This is a genomic window from Kytococcus aerolatus, from assembly GCF_900187395.1.
Taxonomy (GTDB): Bacteria; Actinomycetota; Actinomycetes; order Actinomycetales; family Dermatophilaceae; genus Kytococcus; species Kytococcus aerolatus.
This window is the reverse complement of record NZ_FYEZ01000001.1, coordinates 985537-998136: the sequence shown is the minus strand read 5'-3', so window position 1 is coordinate 998136 and position 12600 is coordinate 985537. Positions and strand designations below refer to the sequence as shown.

Sequence of the window (12600 nt, the reverse complement as noted above, 5' to 3'; positions counted from 1 at the left end):
GGTTGCTCACCGAGTGGTGTTGCGGGTGAGGTACTCGACCAGCGTGAGCTCCTGCGGTTCGCTCGTCAGGGTGACCTGGTGGGGGACGGGCGTCCACGGTCCACCGTCGAGGCGGTAGTCGGCGGTGTAGGTGGCGGTGACCTCCGGGGAGACCGTGCCGGTGCCTGAGTACGTGTGGGTGACGGTGCCGTCGGGCCAGGGGCCGCCCAGGTCGTCGGTGGGGCCGTGCGTGGTGCCGTCGCCGAAGTCGTAGGTCACGTCGATCAGGCGGGGACGGATCGACAGGTCGTGGCCGAGCATGTCGGCGGGGTCGAGACGTCGGACCTCACCGTCCTCGTAGCCCTCCTCGGCGAAGCCGGCCATGAAGAAGACGGGCTTGTTGACCAGCGCGTCGTCGGTGGGCGGCTGCCACTCGGGAACGGGAGCCGCGAACGTGGTGGTGTCGAAGGCCTTGCGGGCGAGCTCGGCACCGGGGACCCCGGAGCGGGGCGGCATCGCATCGGGGAAGCAGGTGGCGTCGAGGTCCATCCACGAAGAGACTGGAGTGTCGTCCTCAGACCGCATCTCTCGTCGGACGATCATCATGAAGGGCCCGTCACCCAAGACATTGCCATCGCATCGGTGACGTGACAGGTCGCAGTCGTTCCCCTCGATGTCCCCGTTGCGGCGGCCGGGGCAGTTGGGAACGGCGGTGTACTGGTAATAGAAAGTTGGGGGTTCTGCAGGGTCCGGCTGTTTGGAGTTGGGTGGCAACTCATTCACTAGTTCGCGGGTTTCCCTCAGTGTCATGCCCGCGACGATTCCGTCCGGTGTTTCGCGACAGACGGCGAGGTGGCCGCAGTCAGAGGCTCCGGTGGCGGCGAGGATGGTCGCGAAAATCATTCGACTGGTGCCCGATTCACGTTATACTGGATCGTGAGGATCTCCCATCGATCTTGGAAGTTTAGGTCGAAAATGTAGCCCAGTTGGCCTTCGTCGGGCACGGACTCCTTGACGGCGCCATTTTTATTGATGAAGTCTGTGGCCTCTTGGTCGAAGGTGACAGTCACCTCAGTAGATCCCCCTTGGCCGGGGAGTGCTCGACTGCCGGTGATCTTGTGAAGGTTTCCTGTGGCGACCACTCCGGTGTCTTTGCCCTCCTCCACGAGGTCAATGTGCCGCTGACATGTCTTACAGTCCGGGCCGGCGTACTTCTCCAGGATGCCCGTCTCGGGGTGCTGGTACAGGTAGTTCAGCGTCTCGACGTACCACAGCGCGAAGGCCTCGGCGCCCTCCTCGGAGTTCTCCTTGGCCACGGCGGGCATGGCCGGAGGCCCGTCGTCCGTGGGCTTGCTGGAGGGCTCCTTCGGCGGGGAGGGGCTGGTGTCGGGGGTGGCGTCCGTCGTCTCGCTGGCGCTGTCGTGGCTGCCCCCGTCGGGGCTGGTGGAGGTCTCACCGGTGCTCGCGCGGGGTGCGCTGCTGGCAGCAGGCGGGGTGCTGGGCGAGTCGGTCTCGTCGCCGGCCTCGGCGGTGCAGCCAGCCAGCAGGGCCGTGCTGCCGAGCACGGTCAGCAGGTGGGTGAGCGTGGGTGAGTTCCGCATGGTGACAGGGCCTCCAGAGGTGAGTGTGGGTTGAATCACACCTTGGCAGAAGACAGCCCGGCCTGGCGGCGAAAATCCACAGCAGTAGGTAAGGGTTCGGTCAAGAAATCCGACCCACCGCCGCGGTGCGGCATCCGCCGGTGCCGCGGGCTCACGTCATCCGGCCTGCGAGGATGCCGCGCATGACCACGAGCACCACCCCGGCGGAGCTGCCCACGGCCGTGCTGGTGGACGTGGACGGCACAGTCGCCACGATCACCGACCGGGGGCCCTTCGACTGGGGGCTGGTCTCCCGGGACGCCCCGGTGCCCGACGTGATCGCCGTCGTCACCGCCCTCCGCGCTGCCGGTCACCGGGTCCTCTTCTGCACCGGCCGCAGCGAGGAGTCGCGCCGCGACACCGAGGCATGGCTCGCCGAGCACGTCGGCCGCACCGAGGAGGAACCGGTGCTCATGCGCCGTCGCCGCGACTTCCGCAAGGACGTCCTCACCAAGGCCGAGCTCTTCGAGCAGCACGTGGCCGGCCGCTATCGCGTGGTGTGCGTCCTGGAGGACCGCCCGGGCGTGGTGGCCATGTGGCGGGAGCGCGGGCTCACGGTGCTCCAGGTGGCCGACGGGGGCTGAGGTGCCCACCACGTCCCGGTGGCCCGAGGGCAGCGGGAACGGTGGGCCGGCCGGTCAGCGGCTGCTGGCGCACATCTGCTGCATGCTGCTCGTCAGCCCCCGGACCTGAGGGTCGAGCTGCTCGTCGCCGGCGGCCCCTCTGGTCTCGGACTGGAGGGCCAGCGCAAGCCCCGCCAGGTCTCGCGGTGCCACGTGGGCGAAGGCCGCGAGGGCGGTCACCGCTCCCTGCCGGTCCGCCAGCACGTTCTCGGGAGACTGGGCCGTGAAGGCCTCCACGAAGGCACACGCCTCGGCGCGGTCCAGCGGGTTGGTGCTCCCGATCAGCAGGGTCATCCCGCCGAAGGGCTTGTCGGGGTCCGATCGTGCTGCGCTCACCGCCCCGGGCTCCCCGCGACGGTCGTCCCGGGCCTTCGCTGTCGAGCCCTTCCTGGGTGGCTCCGTGGTGGCCTCGTCCGGGGGCGTGGTGGGGGTTCGGCTCGGCTGGGGCGGGGCCGGCCTCGCCGAGGCGCTCGGTCCCGGTGGTGGGGAGGTCGGCGAGCTGCCGTCGTGGCTGGCCGGTTCGTCCGATGCCCCCAAGCAGCCCGCGAGCAGGGGCAGTACGAGCAGCGTGCTGGTGAGTTGTCGGGTGTGGCTCCAGCTCATGTGGCCCCCGGTCGCTCGGTGATGGGACGGTCCACGATAGACCCGCGCCGGGAAAGAGGCTCGTTGGCGCGAGGCTGCTTCGGTGCCGATGTGTCTCGGCGCTCTACCAGGCTGTCGTCACGGTGCCCGAAGGGTGGCCAGGGTCTTGGAAGCTACTCTGGTCAGGACCTGCGCGGACGGCCCGGGATCTCCGGGAAGAGCAGTGGGCGCGGTCTGGGTCTCGACGCCTCGTGACGGTGTGCGTACGGTGGGTGGATCACCCTGCTGAAGGAGTCGCCGTGAAGAACATCGCACAGTCCGTCCCCGGCCCCCTCACCTTGACCAGCGCATCCGTCTTCGACGGCATGACCTTTCTCGACGGCCCCCAGGACGTGGTCCTGGAGGGTACTCGCATCACGGAGATTCGTCCGTCCGGCGCGGCACCTGCCGAGGGCAACGTGGTGGACCTCTCCGGTCAGGTGCTCCTCCCAGGGTTCATCGACTGCCACGTCCACGTGGTCGCGGAACGTGCCGGTTCCTTGGAGGCCGTCCACGAGCCCTTCTCCCTCGAGTTCTTCCGGGCTGTCCAGAACCTCCGGGCCACCCTGCGCACCGGTGTGACGGCCGCCCGGGACGCCGGTGGCGCTGACCTGGGGGTCAAGGAGGCCTTGGCGCGCGGCTGGGTCGAGGGGCCCGAGCTGGCCATCGCGGTGCAGATCATCGGCCAGACCGGCGGGCACAGCGACCACCACACGGCCTCCGGAGCGGACCTGCCCTTCTTCCAGCGTCACCCGGGGCGGCCCCGCAGCGTGGCGGACGGAGCTGATGATTTCCTCCGCCTCACGCGTGAGCTCTTCCGGGCCGGTGCGGACCACATCAAGATCTGCTCCACCGGTGGAGTGCTCTCGCCGACGGACGACCCGCGGCACAGCCAGATGACCGACGAGGAGATCAGGGCAGTCGTCGGGGAGGCCGGTCGGCAGGGCAGCTACGTCATGAGCCACGCCCAGGGGACCGACGGGATCCAGAACGCCCTCCGGGCCGGGGTGCGCAGCATCGAGCACGGCATCTACCTCGACGACGAGACGATCGACCTCTTCCTGGAGAAGGACGCCTTCTTGGTGCCCACCCTCCAGGCCCCGCTCGAGGTCATCCGGGGCGCCGAGTCCGGTGCGGCCTCGCTGTCGCCCGTGGTCGTGGAGAAGGCGCGTCGTGTGGTGGAGGCGCACCGTGAGTCCATCGGCCGCGCCATCGAGGCCGGGGTGAAGATCGCGATGGGCACGGACGCCGGCGTGGGCGTGCACGGCACCAACCTCGAGGAGATCGGGCTGCTCCAGGATGCCGGGCTCTCCCTGGAGGGCTCGCTCCGTGCGGCCACCTCCACCGCGGCGGACCTGTTGAACCGCCCGGATCTCGGCCGGGTCGAGAAGGAGGCCACGGCCAGCCTGGTCGCCGTCCCCGAGGGGGACCTGGAGCGCCTCGGGCAGCTGCGAGCCGGGGACCTGCGGGTGTGGCTGAAGGGCGCCGAGGTCGTCTGAGTGCGGGGCGTCCTCCGCAGAAGTGACCACGGGGGGCATCCTCAGCAGAAGAAAGAGGGGGTCCGCACCGAACTCGGTGCGGACCCCCTCTTTCTGGGGGAACGGCGGTGTCACAAGGTGGAGACCAGCACGCTCGCGATGACGATCGACCCGGCACTCACCGAGGCGAAGCCTCCGACGAGCATCGGGGGGAGGAGGTGCCCCAGGACGGCCTCCTGCTCCTTCTCGTCAGGGGAGGCGCTCCGGGCGACCTCCTGGCTGATGATGTAGTCGGCCGGGAACCCCAGCATCGCCGTGAGGGCCACCGGAACACCCAGCCGGGGGTCCCAGCCGACCAGCTTGGAGGTGATGAAGCCCCCGACGACGATGCCGAGCAGGCCGATGACCAGGATGGTCGTCACCGCCGCGAGGGCGTTGATGATCTCGTCGAGCGACGCGAGCGCCAGGGGAGCCATGACCGTCGCGATCACGCCGACCATGGCCGGGGTGAAGGCGTTCGCCCGCTCCATGGCCCGCTGCGGGAGGAAGCCGAGCGCCGCCAGCAGCACACCGAGGCCGAGGCCCCAGAGGCTGTAGCTCACGCCACTCAGCTCGCCGAGCCACCAGCCGAGGGAACCGAGGCCGACGAGCAGGAAGAAGAGCACGGTCTGGCTCTGCACGACCTGCTCGGGCAGCTTCAGGCGGGAGTCGTCGACGGTGTTGAAGTCCACCGCCGCCGGGGCCGGGCCGCCCTGGGCGAGCTTCCCGTCCGGGCCGACGAGGTCCGCGGCGTACCGCTTGAGCAGCCAGTTCGTCAGGGGCATGGCCGGGAGGAACTGCAGCATCATGACCAGCGGCGGGATGGTCGCCAGCTTGTCGAAGCCGGCGCTCTGCAGTCCTTCCACGGTGAGCAGGGTGGAGACGATGCCGCCCGCGACCGGGCCTGCGCCGGCCACGGCCGTTCCGTAGCCGAAGAACTGGCTGACGATCGGGAGGATCATCAGGCACGCACCGAGCATCGCGCCGGCGGTGATGACCACGGACTTCCAGTTGGCCCGCAGGACCGACATGGGCAGGAGCGTGCCCATGTGGACCATGATCGCGGGCGTGAGGATGGCGCTCATGGCCACGAACCCGGAGGACTCCACGACCTTGGCCGGGAACCAGCCGAGCTGGACGGCGACGACCATCGCCAGCAGGGCCACGAGCATCGAGGGGACACGTGCGCGGGTGGCGATCGAGACGATCTCGCCCAGGGCGATGGCGCCCAGCACGGCGACGGCTGCGAACACGGGTTCCACGTCAGGCCTCCTGGTCCAGGCGCCGGATGGCGAAGTCGGCCAGGAGGGCCGCCTGCCGGGGGAGGACCGCGTCGTCGAAGAGGACGAGCGGGGAGTGGTTGTAGGTGGCCGTCTCGAGGTCGGTGCCGGGCGGGCTGCAGGCGAGGAAGAGGAAGGTGCCGGGCACCTCGCGGGCGACGAAGCTGAAGTCCTCGGAGCCCATCAAGGGAGTCGGGACCTCCACGACGTTCTCCGCCCCGAGGAGCTCAGCCGCCCAGGCCGCCGCCTGCTCGGTCTGGGGGCCGTCGTTGACGGTCACCGGGTACTGCTCGTCGAAGTCGACGGTGGCGGTGCAGTGGTGGGCCGCCGCGATGCTCTCCGCCAGGTGCGTCGCCTCCTGGCGGAAGGCGGCGATCGACTCGTCGGACAGGGTGCGGACGGTCGCGGAGAGGGACGCCTCCGGGGGGATCACGTTGATCGCCTCTCCGGCCGAGAGCCGGGTGATGGAGGCCACGACGGGGTCGAACACGTTGAACCGGCGCGTGACCATCACCTGCAGCTGGGACCCGTAGTCCAGCAGGGCCGGGACCGGGTCGATGGCCGTGCTGGGCTTGGACCCGTGGCCACCGCGGCCGTGGAAGGTGACGTGGAGCTCGTTGGCGCTGGCCATGGCCGGACCGGTCTTGTACTGCAGCTGACCGAGCTCCCCGGGGAAGACGTGGATGGCACAGGCCGCGACCACCGGGACCCCGGCGGCCTCGAGCAGACCTTCCTCGAGCATGTAGCGCGCGCCGCCGCAGGTCTCCTCGCCGGGTTGGAACATGAAGATCACCGAGCCCTTGATCTCCTCCCGCCGGGCGGCGAGGAGTCGGGCGGCGCCCACGAGCCCCGCGACGTGGAGGTCGTGGCCGCAGGCATGCATGCTGCCGTTCGTGGAGCGGTACTCGAGGTCGTTCTGCTCGGTGACGGGGAGGGCGTCCATGTCGCCGCGGAGGAGGACGGCCGGGCCGGGCTGACCACCTCGGAGCACGGCCACGACGCTGGTCGTCGACTCACCCGTCGTGATCTCCAGGTCGAGGCCCTCCAGGGCCTTCAAGATGCGAGCCTGGGTCTGAGGCAGCAGCAGGCCGACCTCAGGGATCTGATGGAGCTCACGGCGCAGGGCGGACAGCTCGCCGGCGAGAGCCTCGGCGTCGGACAAGAGGTTCATGCGGAACTCCTCTGCTCGGGAGCCTCACGCTAGGTGGGCCCTTTCCGCGGCACGAGAGATGAAATTCTTCGTTGTTGAATCGTGACGAACCCCGTGGTGTGGGTCACGGTGCTGGGGAGAGGCGGCTGGTGCCCCTGTGGCCCGACCTAGACTGACGCGGCATGGAGCCGCCTGAGGGAAGTCGCCGGATCGTCGTCGTGGGAGGGGCCGGTGCCCTGGGCTCGCGCTTCGTGGAGTGGTTCCGGGGCGACGGGGACCTCGTGCACGTCGTGGACCCGGCCGCGCCCGCGCCCGGCCTCGCCGAGGGGCACGCGCCGGCCGGGGGCTCGCCGGCGGAGGTCGCCGCCCGGGACGCCGAGGTGCTCGCCGCGGCGGACCTGGTGCTGGTGGCGGTGCCGATCCCGGTGACCCCGGAGGTCATCGCCGGGCTGCCCCCGCTGCGGCCCGACGCGGTGCTGGCCGACCTCACCTCGGTGAAGGGCCCGGCCCTGGAGGCCATGCTTGCCGCGCACGCCGGGCCGGTGGCCGGCCTGCACCCGATGTTCGGGCCGGACGTCGCCGGACCGGCCGGGGAGGTGGTGGTGCACAGCCCCGGCCGGGGTGACGTGCACTGGCTCCTCGAGCGTCTCACCGGGTGGGGCCTGCGGGTGGAGCCCGTGGCCGCCGCAGAGCATGACCGGCTGATGGGGCTCATCCAGGCGCTGCGGCACACGGTGACCGCCGCCTACGGGGTGAACCTGCGCCGGGAGGGCGCCGACCTGGACACCCTGCTGGCCCTGAGCTCGCCCATCTACCGCACCGAGCTGATGATGGTCGGGCGCCTGTTCGCGCAGGACCCGGGGCTCTACCACGACATCATCACCGCCTCCGAGGCGAACCTGGAGCTGCTGGAGCGCTTCCACCAGACCCTCGGGGAGCTCATCACCGGGCTGCGGGCCGGCGACCGGGAGGGTTTCGTCGCGGAGTTCGAGGCGGTGGGCGAGCACTTCGCCACGCACTCCGAGGGCTTCCTCACCGAGAGCCGGGAGCTGCTGGCCGCCGCCAAGGAGCTGCGAGCCGCGGCGCGGGACGAGGCGCAGGAGGCCGCCGCGGCCGGTGCCGGGGTGCCCGCTGCGGGGGCCGGGGCCGATGGTGCGGCCACGGGTGAGGCCGGCGACGCGGAGGACGGTGCGGCCGCCCGGGTCGACGACATGGCTGCCCGGCTGGCCCCGCACCGGGTGGAGATCGACCGCATCGACCGGGAGCTGCTGCGCCTGATCAGCGCCCGGGCGGCCCAGGCCCGCGCCATCGGGGCGATCAAGGGCACGGCGGCTGCCTACCGCCCCGAGCGGGAGGCGCAGGTGCTGCGCGGCCTGGTGGAGCGCAACCCCGGTCCGCTGCCGGACAACGCGGTGCGGCGCGTGTTCCGGGAGCTCATGAGCGAGTGCCTGGCCGTCGAGCGACCGCTCACGGTGAGCTACCTGGGGCCGCGGGGGACCTTCACCGAGCAGGCCGCGGTGCAGCACTTCGGTGGGGCTGCGCGCCCGGTGCCGGCGGCGAGCCTGGAGGGGGTGCTGCGCGAGGTGGAGGCCCGGCAGGCCGACTACGCGGTGGTGCCGGTGGAGAACTCCACCGAGGGGTCGGTGGGGCGCACCCTGGACCTGCTGACCCGGACCCCGCTGGAGGCCGTCGGCGAGGTGCGGCTGCGCATCGAGCACCAGCTCATGGGGCGTGGCGAGGTGAGTGGGGTGCGGCGGGTGTATGCGCACTCGCAAGCGCTCGCGCAGTGCCAGGACTTCCTCACCCGGCACCTGCCCGGGGTGGAACGGCTGCCGGTGAGCAGCAATGCCGAGGCCGCCCGACTGGTGGCCGAGCTGGCCGCCCAGGGGGTCACCGACGTGGCCGCCCTCGGGCCGGAGAGCGCGGCCGCCGTGTACGGGCTGAACGTGCTGCGCCCGGGGGTGCAGGACGACCCGGAGAACACGACGCGCTTCCTCGTGCTCGGCCACGAGTCGCCGCCGCCGAGCGGGTCCGACACCACGAGCCTGGTGGTGGCCCCGCCGCAGACCGACCGGGACGGCGCGCTGCTGGGGATGCTCAAGCCGCTGGCCGAGCACGGCGTCTCCATGACCCGGTTGGAGTCGCGCCCGATGCGCGGCGGGCTGTGGCAGTACCTGTTCTACCTGGAGCTCGACGGCCACGCCCAGGACCCGCAGGTGGCCGCCGCCCTGGAGGCGCTGCGCGCCGGGTCGGTCTTCTACCGGCTGGTGGGGAGCTACCCGCGGGTCGGGTGAGGTGCGCTGGGGTGCGGACCAGTGCCTCCTGCCGCACGTCGCGGACCCCGCGTCGGGTTGGGCAGAGCGTGCCGGTCAGAACGAGCCGACGGCCAAGCCGAGCGCGATGACCGTTGCGACGCCGATGAACGGGATGAGCACCGTGAGCACGAACATGTCCTTGTAGCTCTCGCGGTGGGTCAGGCCGGTCACCAGGAGCAGCGTCACCATGGCGCCGTTGTGCGGCAAGGAGTCCCAGCTCACCGCGGCCATCGCTGTCGCGCGGTGCATGAGCTCCATGTCGATGCCCTGCTGCTGCGCCATGGTCGCGAGCTGCTCGCCGAAGGCCTCCAGGGCGATCGTCATGCCGCCGGACCCCGAACCGGTCACGCCCGAGATCGTCGCGGACGAGACCGCCGAGGTGACCACCGCGTTGTCGCTGACGCCCATGATCCCGTCGCGGATCCCGGCGAAGGCCGCCAGGGAGGCGATGGTGGCGCCGAAACCGACCTCGCTGGCCGTGTTGAAGATCGGCAGCACCGCGTTGCGGGCACCTTCGGACATCTCGGTGAAGAGGCGCCCCACGTGTCGCGCGTTGAGCGCCATCACGATGAGGCAACCCACCACCAGGGCGACGGTCACCGACCACAGGGCCGCCACGGACTTCAGGTCCACGCCGCCGAACTTCTCCTCGGCCAGGTAGCCGGCGTCCATGCGGGGCACGACCACGTAGGTCATGAGGGCGTTGGTGGCCACCACGGCCAGGATCGGCACCAGGGCGAGCAGCCCCTGCCCGGTGGTGGTGCGCAGGATGTCGTCGTGGTCGGTCTGCTTGGACTTCCACACCACCGACAGGTCGGCTGGGTCGACCTTGCCGGTGCGCTCGTTGTGGGTGGGGGTGTCGAAGTGTTCCCCGGCGGCCCGCAGCGTGCGCTCGCGGTGGGCGAGCCAGAGCATGCCCACGCCGAGCACGATCGCGGTGCCGATGAGGCTCAGGCCGGGGGCGGCGAAGGTGTCGGTGCCGAAGAAGGGGGCCGGAATCGCATTGTGGATCTGCGGGCTGCCGGGCAGAGCCGCGGCGGCGAAGGTGAAGATGCCGAAGGCGATGGCGCCCGGCATGAGGCGGCGGGGCACGTCGGCGACCTTGAACAGGCTCATGGCGATCGGGAAGATCGTGAACACCACGACCCAGCCGTTCACGCCGCCGTAGGTGAGCAGGGCCGTGGCCACCACGGTCACCAGGACGGCGAAGCGAGCTCCGAGCACTCGTGCGGCCAGTCCGGCGATGCGGGTGGCCATCCCGCTGGCGGTCATGAGCTGACCGAAGATCGCGCCGGCCAAGAAGAGCGGGAAGAACGAGGAGATGAACTTGGCGGCGGCCGGCATGAACACCTGCGTGTAGCTGGCCAGCAGGGGAGCGCCGGACAGGATCGTGGCGATGAGCGCCGCCAGCGGGCCGAGGAGCAGAACGGAGTGGCCGCGGTAGGCCATGCCGATGAGGAAGGCCAGGGAGAGGAAGATGCCGATGAGGCCGAGCGACATGGCGCCTCCGGAGGTCTCGGAAGTGGGTCGCTGCTCATCCTCAGCCGCTCCCCGGCGGGCGGGGGGCCCACGAGGGAAGTTGTGTCCGAACCGTGACCTGGGTCACTGAATGCTTCCGGGGGTTGCCTCCCGTGCCTGCTGAGATCTCCCAGGCTGCCGGGGCCTCTCTCCTGGGGCACCTGCCGGCCTCCGAGTCGGCTCGGGCTCGCCGCGTCGGTGGAAGCGCACCACGGCGGTGCCGTCGTCCTGCCGTTCGGTGGTGTGGGTGACCTCGGGGTCGCTGAGCCGTCGGTGATGTCGTCCGCACAGCGGGATCGCGTTGGCCAGGTCGGTTCTTCCTCCGCCGGGGTCGAGGATCCGACCACCCGGCCCCCGAACGGGAGCCCATGGGATGTCGTGGTGGATCTCGCACCAGGAGAACGGTCGGTCGCAGTGCTCCTCGGCGCAGCTCGTGTACCGGGTGGCCAGCGCTGTTCGCTGGGCCTGGGTGAAGAAGCGCTCCTGCCGGCCGAGGTCCAGCGGGAGGGAGTCGCCGCCCATCACCACCGGGATGATGCCGGCGTTGGAGGCGAGTCGGCGGACCTGCCCGGCGGAGATCTCGTCCCCGGTGTCGGTGACGCCGGCTCGATCGGTCTCACCGCGGAGCGTCTCGAGGTCCGTGGTCACGAGGAGGATCGCGTTCACCTTGGAGCCGAGCTGGTCGGTGGGCAGGTGGTCGATGAGCTCGGCCAGCGCCTTGCCCCGCTCGTGCGCCCAGTCGAACTGGTGGTCCTTCCACGAGCCGCCCGGTGCGGTCGTGGTGCCCTGCGCGCCCGCGCCCGGCATGCCCGTGCCCGAATCGGCCGTGCCCGTGCCCGTGCCCGTGCCTGCGGTCTGCTGGGCTGCCCGCTGCTTGTGCGCAAGGTGCCGCGGTGAGGTCATGGCCTGCAGCGCCTTGGCCAGCATCCGACCCTGGAGCACGGGCAGGGTGAACTGGCCGTGCACGGTGCCGTCGCCCCGGTCGGTCATCCAGAACCGCGCGGCCGCCCAAGCAGCGTCCTCCTCGCTCCGCACCAGCTCGTTGTGGTGGGCGTCGGCCTCCCGCTCGGAGAAGCCCAGGTCGTGCAGGATGCGCCGGGCCTCCCGCCGGAGTGCGGCCGGCTTCATGCGCCCGGCCTTGGCCACGAGGATCCGCTCGGCTTCCAGCCGCTGCTCGGCCGAGAGCTCCTCGGGCAGGTCGTCCAGCGCCCCGGTGATCACCAGGGCGTGTGCCCGGGTGATCGCGCCCTCGTCCCACGCCTGGGCCGCGGGGGTCTGCTGCGGGGCCGCGGTGGCACCCGGTGCGTCAGTGCTGGAGCCGGCGGTGCCCGCCCCTGTGCCCCCGGGTGCCGCCAGTGCCGGTTGGTGGTTGCCGAGGCGCTCGGCCAGTCCGGCGTCTCGGCCCATCTGGCGCACGTCCGTGCGCGTCCGTCCGGCGGTGTACTGCGCATCGTCGTCGTGACGGGCCCGTCCCGCCTCGCGGGCCTGGCGGACCACGTCGAGCGCGCGCACACGCACCCGGTCGTGCCGGTTGGCCAGCGTCTGTGCCTGCTGCACGAGCCAGTCGAGATCACCTGCGGTGAGCGACTCGGCCGCGCCTCCCAGGTCGGCCACGGCGTGCATCAGTGCGTCCGCCGCCTCGTGGGCTCGGGCGAACGCCTCGCGCGCCGTCGCCCGCGGATCAGGGGAGGGGGCAGGCGTCGGGGTGACGTGACGCGCCCCGTACGCACTCGCGGGCAGTGGTCCGGGCGATACCGGTGCTGCCGCGCCGTTCGCGAGATCGTCCATACCCACCCCTCGGTGATCGGTCGACCACCTCCCCGCGGTCGATGCACTCAGATTAGTACACAAGTTCCCAAAAAGCAAGGATGAAACTAGAACATGTGGATGAGTGGAGAGTCTCAGGGAACGACCCACAGGCACCTGCCGCCTCCCGGGGTCCGACGCGCGGATGCTG

10 protein-coding genes are annotated in these 12600 nt (G+C 71.0%); 3 read left to right on the top strand and 7 right to left on the bottom strand.

Translation table 11 applies throughout. The annotated features are described in order from the left end of the window. Positions 1 to 6: 6 nt before the first annotated feature. Together CFT82_RS04635 and CFT82_RS04630 are read right to left on the bottom strand one after the other, a co-directional pair. Positions 7 to 528, bottom strand: coding sequence for a hypothetical protein (locus CFT82_RS04635; RefSeq protein ID WP_088817854.1), 522 nt, complete (start codon positions 526 to 528; stop codon positions 7 to 9). Positions 529 to 878: 350 nt separating this feature from the next. Then, positions 879 to 1580 carry a DUF6318 family protein gene (locus CFT82_RS04630; RefSeq protein ID WP_088817853.1) on the bottom strand — a complete coding sequence of 234 codons (702 nt, stop codon included), beginning with the start codon at positions 1578 to 1580 and terminating at the stop codon, positions 879 to 881. A 182-nt stretch (positions 1581 to 1762) separates the two neighbouring features. Between CFT82_RS04630 and CFT82_RS04625 the strand changes: the two genes are divergently transcribed. After that, on the top strand, positions 1763 to 2203 hold the full coding sequence (locus CFT82_RS04625; RefSeq protein WP_088817852.1) for a phosphatase domain-containing protein: 441 nt from the start codon (positions 1763 to 1765) through the stop codon (positions 2201 to 2203). Positions 2204 to 2257: 54 nt separating this feature from the next. Here the strand turns inward: CFT82_RS04625 and CFT82_RS04620 are convergent, their stop codons facing one another. Then, positions 2258 to 2578, bottom strand: a complete 321-nt coding sequence (locus CFT82_RS04620) for a hypothetical protein (protein WP_143469485.1) — start codon at positions 2576 to 2578, stop codon at positions 2258 to 2260. 545 nt (positions 2579 to 3123) lie between these two features. On the opposite strand from CFT82_RS04620, the gene CFT82_RS04610 reads away from it, so the two are divergent. Continuing rightward, positions 3124 to 4362, top strand: coding sequence for a metal-dependent hydrolase family protein (locus CFT82_RS04610; protein ID WP_234994265.1), 1239 nt, complete (start codon positions 3124 to 3126; stop codon positions 4360 to 4362). A gap of 110 nt (positions 4363 to 4472) precedes the next feature. On the opposite strand, the gene CFT82_RS04605 is transcribed toward CFT82_RS04610, so the two are convergent. Then, entirely contained in the window at positions 4473 to 5642 is a 1170-nt protein-coding gene (locus CFT82_RS04605) for a hypothetical protein (protein WP_088817849.1), read from the bottom strand. A gap of 1 nt (position 5643) precedes the next feature. Continuing rightward, positions 5644 to 6831 (bottom strand): M20 metallopeptidase family protein, encoded by a 1188-nt coding sequence (locus CFT82_RS04600; RefSeq protein WP_088817848.1) that lies wholly within the window; start codon positions 6829 to 6831, stop codon positions 5644 to 5646. 161 nt (positions 6832 to 6992) lie between these two features. Between CFT82_RS04600 and tyrA the strand changes: the two genes are divergently transcribed. After that, positions 6993 to 9104, top strand: coding sequence for a bifunctional chorismate mutase/prephenate dehydrogenase (gene tyrA / locus CFT82_RS04595; protein ID WP_088817847.1), 2112 nt, complete (start codon positions 6993 to 6995; stop codon positions 9102 to 9104). Positions 9105 to 9179: 75 nt separating this feature from the next. Here tyrA and CFT82_RS04590 read toward each other — a convergent pair whose 3' ends face one another. Then, positions 9180 to 10625, bottom strand: coding sequence for a GntP family permease (locus CFT82_RS04590; RefSeq protein WP_088817846.1), 1446 nt, complete (start codon positions 10623 to 10625; stop codon positions 9180 to 9182). Between the two features lie 102 nt (positions 10626 to 10727). Then, positions 10728 to 12266, bottom strand: a complete 1539-nt coding sequence (locus tag CFT82_RS04585; RefSeq protein WP_234994264.1) for an HNH endonuclease signature motif containing protein — start codon at positions 12264 to 12266, stop codon at positions 10728 to 10730. Positions 12267 to 12600: the final 334 nt, after the last annotated feature.